Here is a 17,203-nt window from a genome sequence, read left to right as displayed (position 1 = left end):
GAAGCGCTCCCTCTGTCACCGTGGCGACAGAGGGAGCGCTTCCCGTTTGTGGTTGGTTTTATTCGCGCATGAGCTGATCGCGGATCGCCAGGATCTCACGGCGCAAGTTTTGATTAACATTGATGGTACGATCGATCTTTTCGCATGAATGCAGCACTGTGCTGTGGTCGCGGCCACCAAAGAGCTGGCCGATCTCCAGCAGGGAGGTTGAGGTCTCCTGACGGATAAGGTACATAGCGATCTGGCGTGGCGTGACGATATATTTATCGCGCTGCTTGCCGCACATGGCTTCCAGCGAGATATGGTAGTAGTCGGCGACCGCCTGAGCGATCTGACGGCTATTCAAGGTCGGTTCGCGATTATCTGTGCCCAGGGATGAGATGGCGGAACGTGCCACATCCATCGTCAGCTCGACGCGATGCAACTGCTGATAGGCCATCAGGCGATTCAGGCAGCCCTCCAACTCACGAATGTTCGTCTGGACGCGACTGGCAATGTAGGCGATGATCTCATCGGGCACATGGTAATGCAAGAGATCGGCCTTAACGCGCAGGATGGCCATCCTGGTCTCCAGATCGGGTGGCTGGATATCGGCGATTAGTCCCCACTCGAAGCGCGAGCGGAGCCGCTCCTCCAGGCTCAAGATGGCCTTGGGAGGACGATCGCTACAGATCACGATCTGCTTGCTCATCTCGTACAGGCTGTTAAAAGTATGAAAGAATTCTTCCTCGGTCGACTCTTTGCCGGCGATAAACTGGATATCGTCAACCAGCAGGATATCAACCGAGCGATACTTGGCGCGAAACTCTTCGGTAGTACGGTAACGGATGGCGTTGACGATCTCATTGGTAAACTGTTCTGACGAGACGTAGAGGACCGCCAGACCTGTCTGCACTCCTTGATGACCGATGGCATGCAGCAGGTGGGTCTTGCCCAATCCGACCCCTCCGTAGAGGAAGAGAGGATTATAGGACTCACCAGGCGCCTCCGCGACCGCCAGTGAGGCGGCATGTGCCAGGCGATTACTATTGCCAACGATGAATGCATCGAAGGTGTAGCGTGGATTCAAACGATTATGAGCCAGCATGTTAGCGCGCTGCTCGTTCTCCCAATCTTCCAGTGTCTCAGGCGAAGCAGAGGAGTAGGAGAACTCGGACTGCGTTGGCGGCCGCGCCGGTGCAGTGTCATAATACGCATTGCTCGTGTTATGGTTCGTGTGTGGAGACCGTGCCTGATGGCCCGGGCGTGGAGCCTGTTGGGGCTCTTGTTCCCGTTCATGCATGGGTGGCATCGTCTCTGCGACAGGCTCGGCTTGCGTCGGGGGCCTCACAATGAGAAGCGCCGGCTGCCCGAGCACATCTTTTAATACATCCTCTAGCAAGTTTTGCCAGCGGGTCTCAATGATTTCCCCGGCCAGATCATTGGGAACCTGAAGGGTAAAGGCCAGCAGACCCTGCTCGGCCGCATCAGGCGCGATGTCATGCAGTGTTTCGGCAGACAACTCAACTAGATGTGCATCCTGCAACCAGGTCTTGGTCAGTTCATCAATGGGCGTGGTGTCCAGTTGTGCCAGGGTCGTGCGCCAGATAGTCGCGGTATTCACCGTTATCCCCCCATGCACTAGTCTTGAGCGAGCGCGACACACTCAATTTCAACCAGCGCTTTGCGAGGCAGTTCAACGACCGCGATCGTCGAGCGCGCTGGCGCCACATCGCCAAAATAGGTGGCGTAGACCTCATTCATGGCCTGGAAATCGCTCATCCGCGTCAGAAAAACAGTGGTCTTGATGACGCTATTCAGGGAGGCACCGGCAGCCTTCAACACCGCTTGCAGATTTTGTAGCACGCGATGTGTCTGTGTCTGGACATCGTCGCCAACCATTTCGCCCGTGGCCGGATCAAGGGGGATCTGGCCGGAAGTATAAACGAATTGTCCATAGCGAATGGCCTGGTTATAAGGACCAATAGCTGCTGGAGCTTCGGATGTGCTAATCTGTGTGTATTCCATGTGCATTTCCCATCATTGGGCAAGTAGACGCGAATGCTATCTTGCGCTGAATATAAATTGAAAGTAGTTGGGTGTCTCCCATTTTTAAAGGAAACACGTTGTTTGTTGCGGAGGGCGCTTGCGCGCCCGGTCCTTTTTTATCCTGTGATGGAGGAAGATGCGTGATGCACACCTTCCTCCATCACAGGATAAAAATGTATAGCCTGGCTTTGCCTTTTCACGTAACTCAGAATTGACTGTGTCCTGCGGGTGGATAGTGGCCTTGCCCATCGTTGAAACGTGACGGATAGGATTGTTGACCGACCGGCAATGAGGCTGACTTGCTACGTGCGAGCTCTTTCGCGCATGCCCGCAAGGCTTTTTGCATCTCTGCTGCTGAATTAAACCGCTCGGAGGGCTCTTTTTGCAACGTTCGATTGACGAGCTGCTCAAGCACGGTGGGAACCTGCGGGCTGAACTGGCGCAACGGTGGCGGATTCGTTGATGCGTGCTGCATCGCGATGGATACCGCGGTCGGGCCCACAAAGGGAGGTCGGCCGGCCAGCATCTCAAACATCACCACGCCCAGAGAATACAGGTCGGAGGACGCGGTCAAGGTTTCGCCGCGCGCCTGTTCTGGTGACAGATAGTCAGCTGTGCCAAGCACGATGCCGCTATTGGTTAAGCCCGCATCCTCCGCTACACGCACAATACCAAAGTCGGTAAGTTTTACCCATGCGCCTCCATCACTGAGGCTACCTGCGCCGCCGCTCCACGCTAACATGATATTTTGTGGTTTGATATCGCGATGAATAAATCCGCGCGTATGCGCAACCTGAAGTACAGCACAGACCTGGGCCGCAATCTCTATCGCCTCGCGAGGTTGTAATTGGCGGCGTTGTGCAATCAGTTGTTTCAGGGTTGGGCCGTGAATATACTCCATTACCAGAAAATACTGACCCATTTCTTCTACAAAATCGTAAATAGTGACGGCATTCGGATGTGCGAGCGCGGCAGCAGCACGAGCTTCACGGCGGAAACGCTCGACTGCACGAAGATCATTTTTGTCCAGGGAGCGCAACACTTTAATCGCGACAATGCGCTCCACCCGGTGATCCCAGGTTTTGAAGACGCTCGCCATACCACCAGTAGCGATATGCTCACGAATCTCGTACCGTCCAGCGATCAGTGTGCCTTCGAATTGGTTCAACGTCTCACCTCGAGCGACCTGGGCGAATACTTTATAAGAAAATTTAACTTCAGAGGGTAGTATACCATTAATGAGTTATGCCGTCGAGTGTTACATGACCAGCGTCTATCTGCTAATTTTTCTCTTCGCAAGCGATAACCAGGCATAGGCTATCGGCTCCAGGCCGCGCGAGAATCGGCGTCCAGGTTTCCATTCGTCTGCGTGAGTTGCGTGATGCTATTCTTGTCGATGCTGTACGCCCCCGTTTTAGGATCTTTGACGATCTTTGCCAGCCAGAGATCGAAGAGGTTATCGTGATAATCGTAATAGACGATCTGCGATCCATCCGGAGACCAGACAGGCTGGCTGATGTACTGCCCCGTCATCAGCTTTGTCGATTGTGCATAGCCCGAGAGCCCCTTTTTGGTGTTGGCATCGCTGTTGGGATCAAAGGCTGGATTGTTGGGATCGCTGGTCACACCATTGACGACCGGCATGGTATACAGACTCATGTGGGTGGCATCCTCGCGTCGCACATAGATCAGTGTATTGCCGTCGGGCGAAAAAGCCGGTTGCATATTAGTCAGATCGGCCTTCTCAGGAGTGAGCGAGACGCCCGGGTCGTACTCGCTAGCATAGACCCCTGGATGATATTTAGGATTATACGGGTTGGCGTCTTGTTTGATGCTATTCTGAATGGCATTGGTATCAATGATATTGATCTGGATAGCCAATTTGGACCAGTCAGGCGGTGTATATTTGTAGCTGGTGTAGACCAGTTCGTTGGCATGCCCCGGGCGATACGCTGGATCACGCAGACCGCCCGCCCCGATAGAGGTGTAGGCCACGGCCTGGGCGTTTTCCATATCGTCCACTGTAACCAGTTCTTTATCATGAATGGACATTTTAAAGACCTGCAGGTCGAGGATGTCCGCGTCATAATTTCCGACTAAGGCGGGGTTCCAGTAGTGTTTCTGATTGTCGCCTAAGAAATAGATATGCTCATTATCAGGATCCCAGGCGGGCTGGGCGAACCAGTGGTACGTGCTGAGCACAGAAGCTCCGTTGGGCGTAAACTTTCCGTAGCCGGTGGCGATGATGGTCGGTTTGCCGCCGCTAGCAGGCATATACGCCAGGTCCGAATAGTCCTTGTAGTGGATGATGAACGCGATGAGCTTGCCATTGGGCGAGACCGCTGGGTCACGGACATCCATTCCTTTGGTGAGCTGCATCAGATGCTCTTTATTTTTCCCATCGAGCATGTAGAGATTGCGGTTAAGGGTGAAATATATCTTGCCTTGAAAGACCGCCTGCTGGGAATTGATTTTGACGTCACCATTTTTGCCCGTTGTCACGCTTTTATAGTCGGTGTCGCCGCCCCCCAGCCCCAGGCAGCCTTGCAGGCTCATGGAGAGCAATGCAAAAAGAATGATCAGTTTCCACGGTGGATATTTTTTCATGATTTTCAATGCAGTTCTTCAAGAATGCCCCCGAAGGGGAGGAGGAGAAATATGCGGTTTCTCCTCCTAGCCAGAGATGGCTGGTACCCTTTTCCGCACAAAGTAAGGTGTGCCTCGCCGAAGATACCGGGCTGCATATCCACTGAGCACTGCCTCGAACCCCGTCTGGCTGATTAACTCAGTAATTGTAGAGCTTGAGACTGGCAAGCATCTCAAGGTACGTTCTTGAACACTCCCGATATCGTAGCCCGATAGCTTTCCGAAGAAAGCCTTGGCTGGGGCTGGTCAAGTCCGGGCTTGCAATAGCCGGGCAGAAGTCACCCCTATTTACAAGCTCCCGCCTTCAGGCGTGGGGTACTTGACACTAGCTCTTGTCATCATCTCTATAAAATAATGGTGCACTGGTGAACAACGCACCAGGGAACATTGTGCTCAAACTATATAATGCATCTCACTTTAAAACTATCGCAATTATTCTTTAGGATAGGAGTACTTGCTATGTCATCGGGATACCTGTTCTAGCATAGAAAGTACTGGCTTGTTATTTCCCCATGGCATTGAATGAGCCAGAAACGGTGAGAAGCATCAGGTCCGTCAAATTGCTAAAGGTCGCCTTATTTGAGACGATGGCGCTCCCTGTGTTCAGGCTGGTCAGTTGATAACCAGAGCCAGATTGGCTGGAGCCCTTATCTATCGAGGCAGTGGCCATAGCGGGGCCGGCTCCCGAGGTCTGTATCCGGGCCACGCTTGTACTGGTGTTGCCCGGCACAGAAGCCTGTGGGATACAATTTGGCGTAATGCCAAACATGGCATGGATTTTCGCCATGATGGCCTGGCAATTGGGAGCGTAGTTGCTGTTGCCCGGAATCGGATTTGAATAGCCCGTTGTGAAAGAGACGCGATCCACCTTGTTGACGTCGACATTCTTAGCGATCTGGGCAAAGGAGGCCAGCTGTGAGACCGTCAGGTCGGTCAGCAGGTAGCCATCCAGATCGCTTAAGATGGTGGGCGCCTTTGTCACGATATCCGAACCGCTCAGTTTGACCTTGATCTGGCTCAAGATCTGCTGTTGACGCTGGGTACGACCGAAGTCTCCACCCAGGTCGGCATGGCGTGAACGCACATATTCCAGGGCGCCAGTGCCGTTAAAATGCTGTGGACCCGGCGCGATATCGAGGCGCTTGTAGTTATAGGCATTAGGACTGTTGTTGGTGTCATCAGGATAGGCATCATCGACCACCGGGCGCATGGCGTCGATATCTACTCCCCCGATCGTATCAATGACCTTGATAAAGCCCTGCAGACCCACCCAGGCGTAGTGGTCGATATGGATGCCGTAGTTCTCCTCAATCACATCCATGGTATGCCCGGCGGCGCGCTGCGCTTTCTCTTTTGTGGTCTTCCCCTGCCAGCCATTTTCAAATATCTGGTCAATTTTGGCCTGGCCGCCCAGAATCTGGTCTGAGACCTGCATATCACGTGGGATGGAGAGCATACCAACATAATTTGTCTTTGGATCAATGGTAATAATGATTACGGTCTGGGCCAGCGGCTTGCCAGTCGCTATATCATTTCCTTTGCCATCGGTATCACTGCCCAGCAACAAAATATTTGTGCGCTGCGTCAGGGGATCGGCATTCACCGGCTGCTGAGACGTTTTGTTTTTGCCGTTGATATCGTGCAGGGCGCTATTGCCTGTGATATCGTTAACCGAATTGGCGAAGTTGATCTGATAGTAGGCAAAGGCGCCCCCGCCGGTAATGACCAGGAAGGCCAGAATGGCAATCACCACGCGGGCCCAGATCGGGATGTGCCTGCGACCATCGGCTTTTCCCGTTTTAGACGGACCTGCTACCATGTAGGGAGGTTCCCCCGAGGCCGGCCGATTATAATTCTCCCAACCATTTCTGCTCACAGTCGCTGGAGCCGCGGCGGGGTTCTGCCACTGTCCACTGACGAAACCCGGCTGACTCTGCGCTGGATTGTTTAATTGTCCCGTTGTGGGACGCTGTGCGTACCCATTAAGATCACGTGTGATCCGTGGTCGTTGAGGTGTCACGGGAGGACCCGCAAAAGTGGGTCGTGCTGGTGGTACCGCTGGATACTGCCGTAGGCCTATCTGCGATGGTGGAACCATATCTGGAACTGCGGGCTGGTAGGATGTTGGTACCGAATCAGCGGGAATTGAAAATGACCCGGCACGAGAGGACGGTATACCCTGTTGAGATGCAGGTTTTGGCATCTGACGCTGACTCAGCGGATCGGTTGCAGGTTCATTCCTTAAGTTGTCTGTGCGCACAGCTTTTTGATCTTGAGGAGGGGGCAATTGTCCCGTTTTCCACCTGGTGAGCAACCCGCTTTTATGCGCTGAAGGACCCTGAGGCTGTTCCTCAGCTGTATTATTCCCACCTATATTTTGTCCAGTCGCTGAACCCGGCGGCGACCCCTGCTGGTTCGCCATGCCATCCCGGGAAGGCTTATGCACAAATTGATTTTTCACCTGCTATACCCGCTTCCTATTCACTGAATATATATCATACCTCTTTGAGCTTTTCCCCTCCCATATATGCTATAGCCCCCTGAAGCCCAAATCTTTTATGAGCTTTATATGTTTTATGTGTAATATGACACCATGGTACAAAAAGAAGTATTTGCTACACATTATAACGAATGGTAGAGTAAATCTTCACGACAGAGACAATTGTCTCATCCATATACCGGGACTAATTGGTCATATGTGAATATATCTATTTAATGGCTCGTTAGCCTGTGTTTTACATAACCCTAAACAAGCCTTAATTATCCTCTAAATACAACGTGTTACTGTTGATATAGGGTACATCGGTCACCCATTCGTCTAACCGCGTCATGCTGATTAGCACCATGTATCACGCTCGTTTTTCCAGCTATACACGTGCGTCAAGCATGCCGTGATTCGCATATCGATGAGCAGGTGGTGAACCTAATGCGTGTTGCCGTCATTACAGAAAATTTTTTGCCCAAACTAGATGGTGTTACCAGAACAGTATCGCGTTTACTAGAACATCTCCATGCCAATGGTCACCAGGCGCTCTTGCTGGGCCCTGATTGTGGCATGGATGAATACGCTGGCGCGGAAGTGGTAGGGACCGCAGGATTGCCTTTCCCTTTTTATCCTGAGCTCAAATTTAATTTTTTCCGACCATTGTTCGTGCGTCGCTTGCTCGAATTCCATCCCGATATCATTCATGTCGTCGACCCGGTGATCCTGGGTGCGACAGGGTTGGCGGCTGCACGCTTTCTCAATATCCCGATCATCTCTTCTTATCACACGAATCTGGCCGCGTATTGTGGTCACTTTGGTTTCTCTTTATTAACGCGGCCGATGTGGCTCTACAACCGGTTCGTGCACAACCAGTGTGTGTTGACCTACTGTCCCTCAGCCTCTACCGCCAGAATGCTGACCAGTCAGGGTTTTGAGCATCTGCGCATCTGGCCACGCGGGGTTGATAAAGATCTGTTCGCGTCCAAACGTCGCAGCGAAGCATTACGGGCCGCCTGGCTTCGCGGGCGCAGCGTGCCGGAGGATAAGAGCATCCTGCTCTACGTTGGTCGTGTCTCCTGGGAGAAGAATCTGCGTCTGCTGATTCAGGCATATAAAGAGATGGATCATTCACGCTGCCACCTGGTTATTGTGGGCCAGGGACCTGCCTACAATGAGGTTCAGCATGATCTCGAAGACTTGCCGGTAACGATGACCGGCTACCTGAGTGGTGAGGAACTGGCCACAGCCTATGCCTCCGCCGATATATTTGCCTTTCCATCCTATACAGAGACCTTTGGCCAGGTCGTATTGGAGGCGATGGCGTCTGGCCTGCCTGTCGTCGGCATTCATTCCGAGGGTGTCTGTGACCTGGTAACACATGAACAGACGGGTCTGCTGCTATCGGCTGAAGAATTGAATGACCAGGCTCAGGTGACCGGTTATCGTGATGCCCTTGTAAGGTTAGTGCAGAACAGAGACGAGCGCTTGATGATGGGACAGCAGGCGGAGAGCGAAGCGGCCCGGCGCTCATGGCATGAAGCGATGGAATGCATGGTGCAGGGGTACCGGGACGTTGTGGCCCGCTCTCAGATACTTATTGCTGCCTAATTTACTGCTTCAATATCAGACGCAAAGCGGGACGCTCAGCGCGTTTTTTCTGGGAGTGCCCAGGCTTTGCCGTCTGGTCCGGCGGTCAGCACCTGTACCCCTGACGGCGTAATGGCCAGCGTATGCTCAAAGTGGGCAGTAGGCCGACCATCTTCAGCTATCAGAGTCCAATGATCGGATAGCATTCTGACATGGCGGGATGACATGCTTACCATCGGTTCTACCGCGATGACCACGCCCGGCTGCAGTTCAAAATCGCCCAGTGCCTGATATTGTAAAGTGAAATAGTTGGGAACTTGCGGCATCTCCCACATCTCACGACCGATACTATGTCCCACCAATCCCTCTACCACTGTGAAGCCGGCCTGTGTCACATATGTTTCCATGGCGCGCGCCACCTGGCTCCAATATTGTTTTTGAGGGATCAGTTCGATGGCGAGGCGTAGCGCTCCCTCGGTCACTTCCAGCAGATGGCGCGTGTCAGGATTGATCTCGCCGACGGCGTACGTGACGGCGGCATCACCGCACCAGCCCTGGAAACGCACCCCGGTATCGATGCTGACGATATCCCCTTCCTGTAACTGGCGCGGACCGGGAATACCATGCACCAGTTGCTCATTGATCGAGATACAGGCGACCGCCGGAAACGGTACCTCACCCGTACCATCTGGTACCCCCTTGAATAGTGGCTCGGCCTGCTGCTCAAGCATAAAGGCCTCCATGGCCGCATTGATCTCGCCGGTTGTTACGCCTGGTCGAATCAGAGCCGCCGCGACCTGCTGTGCCTGCCAGGTCAATAATCCGGCCTGCCGCATCAGCGCAATCTCTTCCTCAGACTTTAAATTTGGCTCGCGCGATTGCATATATTCTTGCTATCCCTCTGTATAAAAAAATAATTCAAATGTACCTATACATCATATATTTTCTATACAGTGGCGGCAAATCGGCGCTGCATATTTCATGTTCAGATCTGATCGCCGCCCAACAACTTTTGCAGGGCTTGCTGATAGGCCAGGAGGGTACGCTGATCAAAAAGGATAAAGTAGACCTGTTTGAGGCTGGTGGGCTGTTGTAGGTGGGTAATAACCGTGCGCAGAGCGATTGGCGCCGCCAGGTGGAGCGGATAGCCATAGGCGCCCGTGCTAAGAGAGGGGAAGGCGATGCTCTGCAACTGATGTTCTTCAGCCAGGTTCAGACAGGTCTGGTAGGCGCTCGCGAGTAACTGCGGCTCATTCCCACTGTTTTGGTAAATCGGACCGACCGCGTGAAAGATATAGCGAGCAGACAGATTGCCGGCTCCGGTGGCGACAGCGCTGCCCGTTGCGCAGCCACCGATCTGGCGGCATTCCCGCATGATAGTAGGACCCGCGGCCCTGTGAATGGCTCCATCCACGCCCCCTCCACCAGCCAGGGCAGCGTTGGCGGCGTTCACGATGGCGTCGGCCTGCACATTGACGATATTGCCCTGTTGTAAGAGTAGGGTAGAACCGTTGATGGTATATGTGGTCATATACTTCCCCGCTAACTAATCAGTCCTGACTGGACTGCGTATAACCGTGTATATAATGGAATAGCAATCAGCAGTATTGTTTCGAGCAAGATCTGAGATAGGTGGCGAGTGAATGGACGGAACATAGCCCAGAAAAGCATCGGCGGCAACATTCTTCTGCGTATTGCCTGTGTAGGAGCGAATGCCAGGACACCGGCACATGCCAGGTGCCCGATCTCTCGCGGCTAATGATGCTTAGCGGGCTATGCATTGTATGGCAGTGAGAACAGAGTCACGACTTACTACTTCTTGAGAACAGCCTCCGAGAGTTCTTTGCCGGGGAAAAAGCGGACACGCTCTTTGGCTGGCACTTCGATTGGTTTGCGGTCGCGTGGATTTACCCCTTTGCGTGCGGCGCTTTGGCGAACTTTGAAAGAGCCAAAGCCTACTAGACGGACCTCGTCACCATTCTGAAGTGCTTCACGGATTGCCGTGAGGGTGGCTTCTAGCACCTCAGACGCCTGCTTTTGAGAAAGTTTCGCCTGCTTGGCAATGCGCTTAGATAGCTCTTGCCGGCCAACGGTTTGTGCCGCAGCCTGATCGGTCTTTTCGGCCATAGGTTCGATTTCCTCCTTGCAACTATCAACACACGTCGCTTGGTCGCCCAAATGCACTTTGCCGGGCTTGTAGAGCGGCGTCACAACCTCACTGCCGATTAGGAGTATAGCACGCGATTTTAAGAAATACAAGCGTCGCACTATCTCTAAAAGTAGCAAGTACAGCATGAATCAGCCTGGAGAGCCAATCCGCCCCTCTATTATCGGCTTAAAAAAATTGCAAAAAATCTCTATATAAGGTTGTTCTTTTCTAGAATATTGTGCGATTGTAGTTAGTATTTCGATTCTTTAAACTCTTGCATTAGAAAGGTTATAACAAATCCTACTGCCTACTTTTGTAGCAATGTATCGGAAACGACATAATATAGAATGCCTGCTTGGGTTTGTTGTTGAATGAGTTGTTTTTGGAGTCGCAAATATTCCAGGTGAGCAACAATCTCTGCAACGGCAAGATGCAGTGCCTCGTTGCCCTTGAGACGGGCCCCGAATAGCTGTTGTGTTAGTTGCGTCGCAGGTTGAGGTTGTATTGCGAGTAAATCTATAATTTGTTTTAATCGGCGCTGATGATGTTCAATAATCTCTGCAACCCGGTTGGTAAGATGGTCAAATGGATCACCATGTCCGGGTAAAACACGTTGTGCTGGTAATGCGGCAATTTTCTTCAATGATTGGAAATAGTCCGCGAGAGGATTGGGGCGATCCTGAGGCGAATAAAGGCCAATATTTGGTGTAATGCGCGGCAACACATGATCAGCTGCCAGCAAGATGCCATCGCGTTCGCGCCACAGCCCTATCTGTCCGTCCGAATGGCCCGGGAGCCAGATGACGCGATAGTGGTCACCGGCCAGTTCCACCCGTTGCCCATCTGCCAGCGGGTGCATAGCTGAGGCTGGTGGTAGACGTAAAATAGTGCGCTGCATCTCGGGTGACATGCGTGTATACCAGTGATCGGATGGTGGTAGACCATGGTGGGAGAAGAACTGGCTGGTTAATGCAAGGTGTGCCCGGGCGTTTGCGCCCCAGCTGTCAAGCATACCTGAGCTATCCAGTGGATGCATCAGTATGGAAGCTCCGCTCAACTCGTGGATTTCTCCCGAAAGACCGATGTGATCTGGATGTCTATGTGTGAGCACAATGGCCTGCAACTGCTTGAGATCAAGACCGAGCTGCTCGATGGCGCTGAAAAACGCCTCGCGTGTATCTGGACTGCCGAGCGCGGTATCCACCAGGACCCAGCCAGTCTGGCTGATCAGGGCGTAGACATTGACCGTCTTGAGCGGTAAGGGAATCGGGAGGGTGATCTGCCAGATGTGGTCCGCGACCTCACGAATCAGAGGGGATCGCTCCTGATCCCGGGCCGGAGATCCAGCCGGTTGTTGCTGTGTCATGGGGAACAGTCCTTTGTCGTATGTGCGCTTTACTTGCGCTTTACTAAAGAGTAGGTGCACGTGGCTACTTGCAAAGATTTCGCAATTGAAATCTATCTTTTTAGATTGTATTTTTCTTGAAATATAAATGTCAAACCTGTTTTATGCACTCGCCGCCGCAGGCGGCCGAAAAAATACCAGGTGGTGTTGCATCATGCGCGCTCAGGCGCGCATGATGCAACACCACCTGGTATAGGAGGTAACTGATAAAGTCACTGTTGCTTTTCATGCAGCTCTTTGGTAGGGCCAAAAAAAAGTTATCCACAAGTTATCCACCTGTCGGAGCAAAATTGGCCGCAAAGACTCTTTTCCCACATGCCTAAGAAGTGTTACAATGAAGTGGGGAAAAGTGGGGAATTTTGGTGAGTCTATAGTATTAGTGGCGGAGATGGGGAAGTATGGCAGAATAGTACTCGATTTCTGAGAAATTTCACTGTGGATATCCCGCAACTGCCGTTGAGAAAGTATGGAAGCTAGCTATGTTTCTAGGTGAGTACGAGCATACAATCGACACGAAGGGGCGTATGGCGGTTCCGGCCAGATTTCGCTCACAGATAGATAAGGGCGCGGTTGTTAGCAAAGGTATGGGAACATGCCTGTCTATCTATACGGCGGAACACTGGGAGCGGCGCTCAAATGAACTGGTTGCGGGCCTGTCGAGCGATGATCTCCGCGATTTCGAACGGCGCATCTATCCCAGTGCCAGTGAAATTGATTTAGATTCACAGGGACGTATGGTAATCCCGGCTAAATTACGAGCTTATGCAAATTTAAGTAGTGAAGTAACCGTGGCGGGTGTGCGAGACCATATTGAAATTTGGGATCGCGCGACCTGGCAGGAGTACCAGGCACGACTCGATGCGGAAGGAAGTAATATTCCTTTTTAATGAACACAAGCAATACATAACAGATTCGAAATTCTAGATTTTTATCAATTTGATGACAATGGAACAAACACAACATGTGTCAGTAATGCCAAACGAGGTGCTGACATACCTCCAGCCAAAACCTGGAGGACTCTATATCGATGGCACGTTAGGTGGCGGTGGCCACACGGCGGCAATCCTGGAGCGCAGCGCTCCCGATGGCAAGGTTCTGGGTATTGATACCGATAGCCAGGCACTGGCCCGTGTGGGCGAACGTCTGGCTGAGTTCGTTGCCAATGGCCGCCTGGTTCTGGCACATGGTAATTTTTCTGACCTGGCACAGATCGTGGAACAGACTGGTTTTGGGGGTGGAAAGGGGGTGCAGGGTGTCTTACTGGATCTGGGATTTTCCTCGGACCAGATGGACAATCCAGAGCGTGGCTTTGCTTTTAGCGCGGATGGTCCATTAGATATGCGCCTGAATCAGGCGTCGCCGTTAACCGCCGCTGATCTGGTGAACGGCGCGAGCGAGCAGGAACTGGCGGATATCTTCTGGCGCTATGGTGAAGAGACGCGCTCACGCCAGATTGCACGACGCATTGTGCGTGAGCGGGAGAAAACACCTATCACGCGTACGGCTCAACTGGCGTCCTTGATAGCCGCCGGTGTACCACATAAGCATGGTGCCATTCATCCAGCCACGCGCGCATTTCAGGCTCTACGAATCGCTGTGAACGGCGAATTAGAGCGTCTGGAAGCAGTATTGCCGCAAATTGTGGATGTTCTTGAGGGAAAGACAAGGGGCGATGAAGAGGGGCACGGGGAAAAGGGGCGCATGGTAATCATCGCGTTTCACTCGCTAGAAGATAGAATCGTCAAGGAATATATCCGGCGCGAGGCCACCGATTGCCTCTGCCCGCCTCGCCTTCCTGTATGTATCTGTGGTCATAAAGCTCGTTTACGCAACCTGACAAGCAAACCTGTCATACCAGGTGAGCAGGAGATCGCCAGCAACCCTCGCGCTCGTAGCGCCAAATTGCGAGCAGCTGAAGTATTGCAGAATAATTCGTAGTGCGTCACATGTAGGGGTGTGTAAGGATGCGGATATCTCTACACGGGCGTATCTGCAGAATGATTAACCATCTCGAAGGAACGCAGCGTATGTATGGCCTGAAACAGCTCAATAACGAGGCTCGGAAAGAACGGCCGGTTATACCCAGATCGGTCTTTGCGGCGAAAAGACGGCGTCAGTTGCGCCCCTTTTTCTTTCATATGGGGCCGGCGGCCTTATCGATTACCAGCGTGCTGCTGATCGCTTTGATGGCGGTACTTTACCTGGCCCAGGTTGGCCAGTCAGCCGTCGCTAACCAGCAATTGCAGCAGATGCGGAGCGAGCAGGCCACACTGCAACGAGAAAACCAGGATCTGGCCCAGACCATCGCCATTGAGCGTTCGCCCGCCTATATCAGTGAACAGGCGAAAAAAAACGGTCTGGTACCCGCTGACCCGGCGCATGTCAATGTCATTAAAATTCCCAATTTACAGCCCATCCATGATCCAGGACCCAATGATAATTAGCGATAGACAAAAAACTGGTTAACTGATTGACTGATTGCACACAGGTTACCTGAATGAGGAGATTTTGTAGATGAGTACAGAGCTACGCCGTGCACGTAACCGCCAGATGGTTATCTTTCTGCTGGTCTGCGCTGGCATGGTGCTTCTTTCTGGACGACTCTACTACTGGCAGGTAATGCAGGGTCCACAGTTGGCGAAGGCCGCCAATGCCGAGCATCTGCAAAGTCAGACGTTGAACGCGCCACGAGGGCGCATCTATGACGACGCGGGACAGTTGCTGGCGACCAACGTGGTACGAGACGATGTGTATATCGAGCCATCACAGCTGGTAACGGATTATCCCGATACTTATCAGAGCGAGCGCGATACCCTGATTCAGAAGTTGAGCGGGGTGCTGAACAATATACCCAAAGAGAAGTTAACGAGCGCCTTCAACTCTTCGGCTCCGACGGTGCGGGTAGCCATCTCGATCACGCCAGACCAGAGTCAGAAATTGAAAAATCTGCATCTGCCCTATATCTTTTTGGAGCCGCGTACCTGGCGTACCTATCCAGGCAACGATCTGGCGGCACAGACCCTGGGATTCGTGCAGGAAGGCGCGACCGGTGGCTCGCCGCAGGGGATCTATGGCATCGAAAAAAAATACAATCAGCTGCTTTCTGGTAAGGCGGGCAGTTTTTCGGCTGAAACGGACCTCAACGGCAATCCTTTAACCGTGGGTCCCAGCTTTGAGCAGAACGCGGTCCCTGGAGATGATATAACCCTGACCATCGATAGTACCATTCAATACCAGCTGCAGACCGACCTGGAGGCGCGCGTCAAGCAGATGGGAGCCATGAGCGGAACCGCGGTAGTGCTTAATGCGCGCACGGGCGCGATCGTGGCGATGGCCGGAGCCCCCTCGTTTGACCCTAACGATTATAGCAAGTACGCCGGTGACACCGATTGCCGGGGTCAACTCGAGGTGTATAGCAATCCGGTTGTCTATTGTGCCTATGAGCCGGGTTCGACCATGAAGGCCGTCACGATGGCGGCCGCGCTTGATCAGCACCTGATCAAACCAACCGATACCATTCAGGATCCCGGCTACCTTGCCTTTAAAGATGGAACACCGACGGTTGCGAACTGGCATAACCTGGGCTATGGCACCGAGTCTATGACGCAGGTATTGGAGCATTCAGCCAATGTCGGAGCCGCCTGGGTGGCCACACAGAAGCTGGGTGCCAGAGGTTTTTATCCTTACCTGCAGCGCTTCGGCTTCGGACAGCGCACCGGCGTCCTGGATCCCGAGTCGGCCGGCGCCTATCGCACACCGGTTTCCAAGGACTGGTCGCCCAGCGATCTGGCGCGCCAATCCTTTGGGCAGAGTATTCTGGTAACCCCGCTGCAGATGGCCTCGGCCTACCAGGCGATCGCCAACGATGGTGTTTTGATGCAGCCCTATCTTGTCTCGTCGTTGCGAGACAAAGATCATACGACCACCATTCAGCCGCATGAAGAACGGCAGGTGATCAGTGCCGATACGGCCAAAACGTTGACCTCCATGCTGGAGAGCGTAGCCCAATTTAATAAAGATATTGTTCCCGGCTATCGCGTCGCGATAAAGACCGGAACGGCAACCATACAGGGTTTGGCGGATACAAATACCGATGCCTCAATGGCAGGTTTTCTACCGGCTTCAAACCCACAGTTTGTTATCCTGGTGAAGATCGATCACCCAACAGCGACTATCTATGGAGGAAGCGCGGCCGGACCGGTGTGGAAGGATATCGCGCAACAATTGATGTGGCACTATAGCATTCCACCCGATGCCGCCAGCTAATGAGCTCGGCGGTCAGAGGCTGGAAAATGTAGTTGAGAAGATAGCGCGGAACTTTGTAGTGCACGAAGATGGTGGAGGGAGCTGTGTGGGTGTGCAGGGAATGTAGTGTGTTGACAAGGTAGGTGTGAGTGAGATGAAAGATAAAAAGAAACGTTCACAGCAAGATCAGGACATCTCGGATGGGCAGCAGGAGCTGAGCGCCGCCTGGCAGGAACTGCTCGGGCGCCAGTCGCAGGGCAAGTTACAGCAGGGGGCAGACGACATTGAGCGCGTGGAAAAAGACCAGGGAGGCATCCCGACGCTCGAAAGTGACCCCTGGAGTACGTTAATACAAGCTAAGGGTGTTGAAATAGTTGATCTGCATAAGACACGCTTACAGATCAGCGATAAAGAAGTCGAGCAGATGCTCGAGGTTATGCAAGAGCAATCCGCTCAGCAAGATGACGAGGGTTCATCGTCTAAGCAGCACTAATGTATTGCGATATCCTCAAATGGATTGAAGAAATGAAAAAGATTATGTGCTGCCACCTTCGTCTCTTAGCGAATAGCAATGTACAGAGACATTCCTATTCGTCAAGAGAGAATGTATTAGGAACCTTGCCAAACATAATTGTACTAGAAAATGCGTTCTATGTCA

Annotated in this window: 15 protein-coding genes; 6 read left to right on the top strand and 9 right to left on the bottom strand. The window is 52.7% G+C overall.

Annotated features, from left to right (window positions below):
* Positions 1-58: 58 nt before the first annotated feature.
* The 5 genes from dnaA to KTT_RS08065 form a co-directional block, all read right to left on the bottom strand.
* On the bottom strand, positions 59-1,603 hold the full coding sequence (gene dnaA / locus KTT_RS08085; protein ID WP_218030857.1) for a chromosomal replication initiator protein DnaA: 1,545 nt from the start codon (positions 1,601-1,603) through the stop codon (positions 59-61).
* Positions 1,604-1,620: 17 nt separating this feature from the next.
* Positions 1,621-2,007 (bottom strand): RidA family protein, encoded by a 387-nt coding sequence (locus KTT_RS08080; RefSeq protein WP_126595491.1) that lies wholly within the window; start codon positions 2,005-2,007, stop codon positions 1,621-1,623.
* A gap of 226 nt (positions 2,008-2,233) precedes the next feature.
* Positions 2,234-3,196, bottom strand: coding sequence for a protein kinase domain-containing protein (locus KTT_RS08075; protein ID WP_126595490.1), 963 nt, complete (start codon positions 3,194-3,196; stop codon positions 2,234-2,236).
* A gap of 149 nt (positions 3,197-3,345) precedes the next feature.
* Complete coding sequence (locus tag KTT_RS08070) at positions 3,346-4,635, bottom strand: TolB family protein (protein WP_126595489.1); 1,290 nt, start codon at positions 4,633-4,635, stop codon at positions 3,346-3,348.
* Between the two features lie 541 nt (positions 4,636-5,176).
* Complete coding sequence (locus KTT_RS08065; protein ID WP_126595488.1) at positions 5,177-7,135, bottom strand: LCP family protein; 1,959 nt, start codon at positions 7,133-7,135, stop codon at positions 5,177-5,179.
* Between the two features lie 465 nt (positions 7,136-7,600).
* Between KTT_RS08065 and KTT_RS08060 the strand changes: the two genes are divergently transcribed.
* Complete coding sequence (locus tag KTT_RS08060; RefSeq protein ID WP_235845837.1) at positions 7,601-8,767, top strand: glycosyltransferase family 4 protein; 1,167 nt, start codon at positions 7,601-7,603, stop codon at positions 8,765-8,767.
* A 35-nt stretch (positions 8,768-8,802) separates the two neighbouring features.
* Here the strand turns inward: KTT_RS08060 and map are convergent, their stop codons facing one another.
* From map to KTT_RS08040, 4 genes are all read right to left on the bottom strand, one after another.
* Positions 8,803-9,630: a type I methionyl aminopeptidase gene (map, locus tag KTT_RS08055; RefSeq protein ID WP_126595486.1), complete on the bottom strand. Its 828-nt coding sequence runs from the start codon at positions 9,628-9,630 to the stop codon at positions 8,803-8,805.
* Between the two features lie 101 nt (positions 9,631-9,731).
* Complete coding sequence (locus KTT_RS08050; RefSeq protein ID WP_126595485.1) at positions 9,732-10,277, bottom strand: O-acetyl-ADP-ribose deacetylase; 546 nt, start codon at positions 10,275-10,277, stop codon at positions 9,732-9,734.
* Positions 10,278-10,558: 281 nt separating this feature from the next.
* Positions 10,559-10,873 carry an HU family DNA-binding protein gene (locus KTT_RS08045; protein ID WP_126595484.1) on the bottom strand — a complete coding sequence of 105 codons (315 nt, stop codon included), beginning with the start codon at positions 10,871-10,873 and terminating at the stop codon, positions 10,559-10,561.
* Between the two features lie 329 nt (positions 10,874-11,202).
* Positions 11,203-12,261, bottom strand: coding sequence for an MBL fold metallo-hydrolase (locus tag KTT_RS08040; protein ID WP_126595483.1), 1,059 nt, complete (start codon positions 12,259-12,261; stop codon positions 11,203-11,205).
* Between the two features lie 518 nt (positions 12,262-12,779).
* On the opposite strand from KTT_RS08040, the gene mraZ reads away from it, so the two are divergent.
* From mraZ to KTT_RS08015, 5 genes are all read left to right on the top strand, one after another.
* Positions 12,780-13,187, top strand: a complete 408-nt coding sequence (gene mraZ, locus KTT_RS08035; RefSeq protein WP_126595482.1) for a division/cell wall cluster transcriptional repressor MraZ — start codon at positions 12,780-12,782, stop codon at positions 13,185-13,187.
* Positions 13,188-13,239: 52 nt separating this feature from the next.
* The gene (rsmH, locus tag KTT_RS08030) at positions 13,240-14,238 is read left to right on the top strand and encodes a 16S rRNA (cytosine(1402)-N(4))-methyltransferase RsmH (protein WP_126595481.1); all 999 of its coding nucleotides are present in this window, start codon (positions 13,240-13,242) and stop codon (positions 14,236-14,238) included.
* 89 nt (positions 14,239-14,327) lie between these two features.
* Entirely contained in the window at positions 14,328-14,744 is a 417-nt protein-coding gene (locus tag KTT_RS08025) for a septum formation initiator family protein (RefSeq protein ID WP_160145724.1), read from the top strand.
* A 70-nt stretch (positions 14,745-14,814) separates the two neighbouring features.
* Entirely contained in the window at positions 14,815-16,566 is a 1,752-nt protein-coding gene (locus KTT_RS08020) for a peptidoglycan D,D-transpeptidase FtsI family protein (RefSeq protein WP_126595479.1), read from the top strand.
* Positions 16,567-16,699: 133 nt separating this feature from the next.
* Positions 16,700-17,038 (top strand): hypothetical protein, encoded by a 339-nt coding sequence (locus KTT_RS08015; RefSeq protein ID WP_126595478.1) that lies wholly within the window; start codon positions 16,700-16,702, stop codon positions 17,036-17,038.
* Positions 17,039-17,203: the final 165 nt, after the last annotated feature.

The organism is Dictyobacter aurantiacus, assembly GCF_003967515.1.
Classification (GTDB): Bacteria; Chloroflexota; Ktedonobacteria; order Ktedonobacterales; family Ktedonobacteraceae; genus Dictyobacter; species Dictyobacter aurantiacus.
Note: the sequence above shows the minus strand (reverse complement) of the source record. Positions and strands in the feature narration are given on the sequence as shown.

Coding starts and splice junctions, on each gene's coding strand:
- KTT_RS08080 (WP_126595491.1), bottom strand. CDS start 2,007: ATGGAATACACACAGATTAGCACATCCGAAGCTCCAGCAGCTATTGGT.
- KTT_RS08070 (WP_126595489.1), bottom strand. CDS start 4,635: ATGAAAAAATATCCACCGTGGAAACTGATCATTCTTTTTGCATTGCTC.
- KTT_RS08060 (WP_235845837.1), top strand. CDS start 7,601: ATGCGTGTTGCCGTCATTACAGAAAATTTTTTGCCCAAACTAGATGGT.
- map (WP_126595486.1), bottom strand. CDS start 9,630: ATGCAATCGCGCGAGCCAAATTTAAAGTCTGAGGAAGAGATTGCGCTG.
- KTT_RS08050 (WP_126595485.1), bottom strand. CDS start 10,277: ATGACCACATATACCATCAACGGTTCTACCCTACTCTTACAACAGGGC.
- KTT_RS08045 (WP_126595484.1), bottom strand. CDS start 10,873: ATGGCCGAAAAGACCGATCAGGCTGCGGCACAAACCGTTGGCCGGCAA.
- KTT_RS08040 (WP_126595483.1), bottom strand. CDS start 12,261: ATGACACAGCAACAACCGGCTGGATCTCCGGCCCGGGATCAGGAGCGA.
- mraZ (WP_126595482.1), top strand. CDS start 12,780: ATGTTTCTAGGTGAGTACGAGCATACAATCGACACGAAGGGGCGTATG.
- rsmH (WP_126595481.1), top strand. CDS start 13,240: ATGACAATGGAACAAACACAACATGTGTCAGTAATGCCAAACGAGGTG.
- KTT_RS08025 (WP_160145724.1), top strand. CDS start 14,328: ATGTATGGCCTGAAACAGCTCAATAACGAGGCTCGGAAAGAACGGCCG.
- KTT_RS08020 (WP_126595479.1), top strand. CDS start 14,815: ATGAGTACAGAGCTACGCCGTGCACGTAACCGCCAGATGGTTATCTTT.
- KTT_RS08015 (WP_126595478.1), top strand. CDS start 16,700: ATGAAAGATAAAAAGAAACGTTCACAGCAAGATCAGGACATCTCGGAT.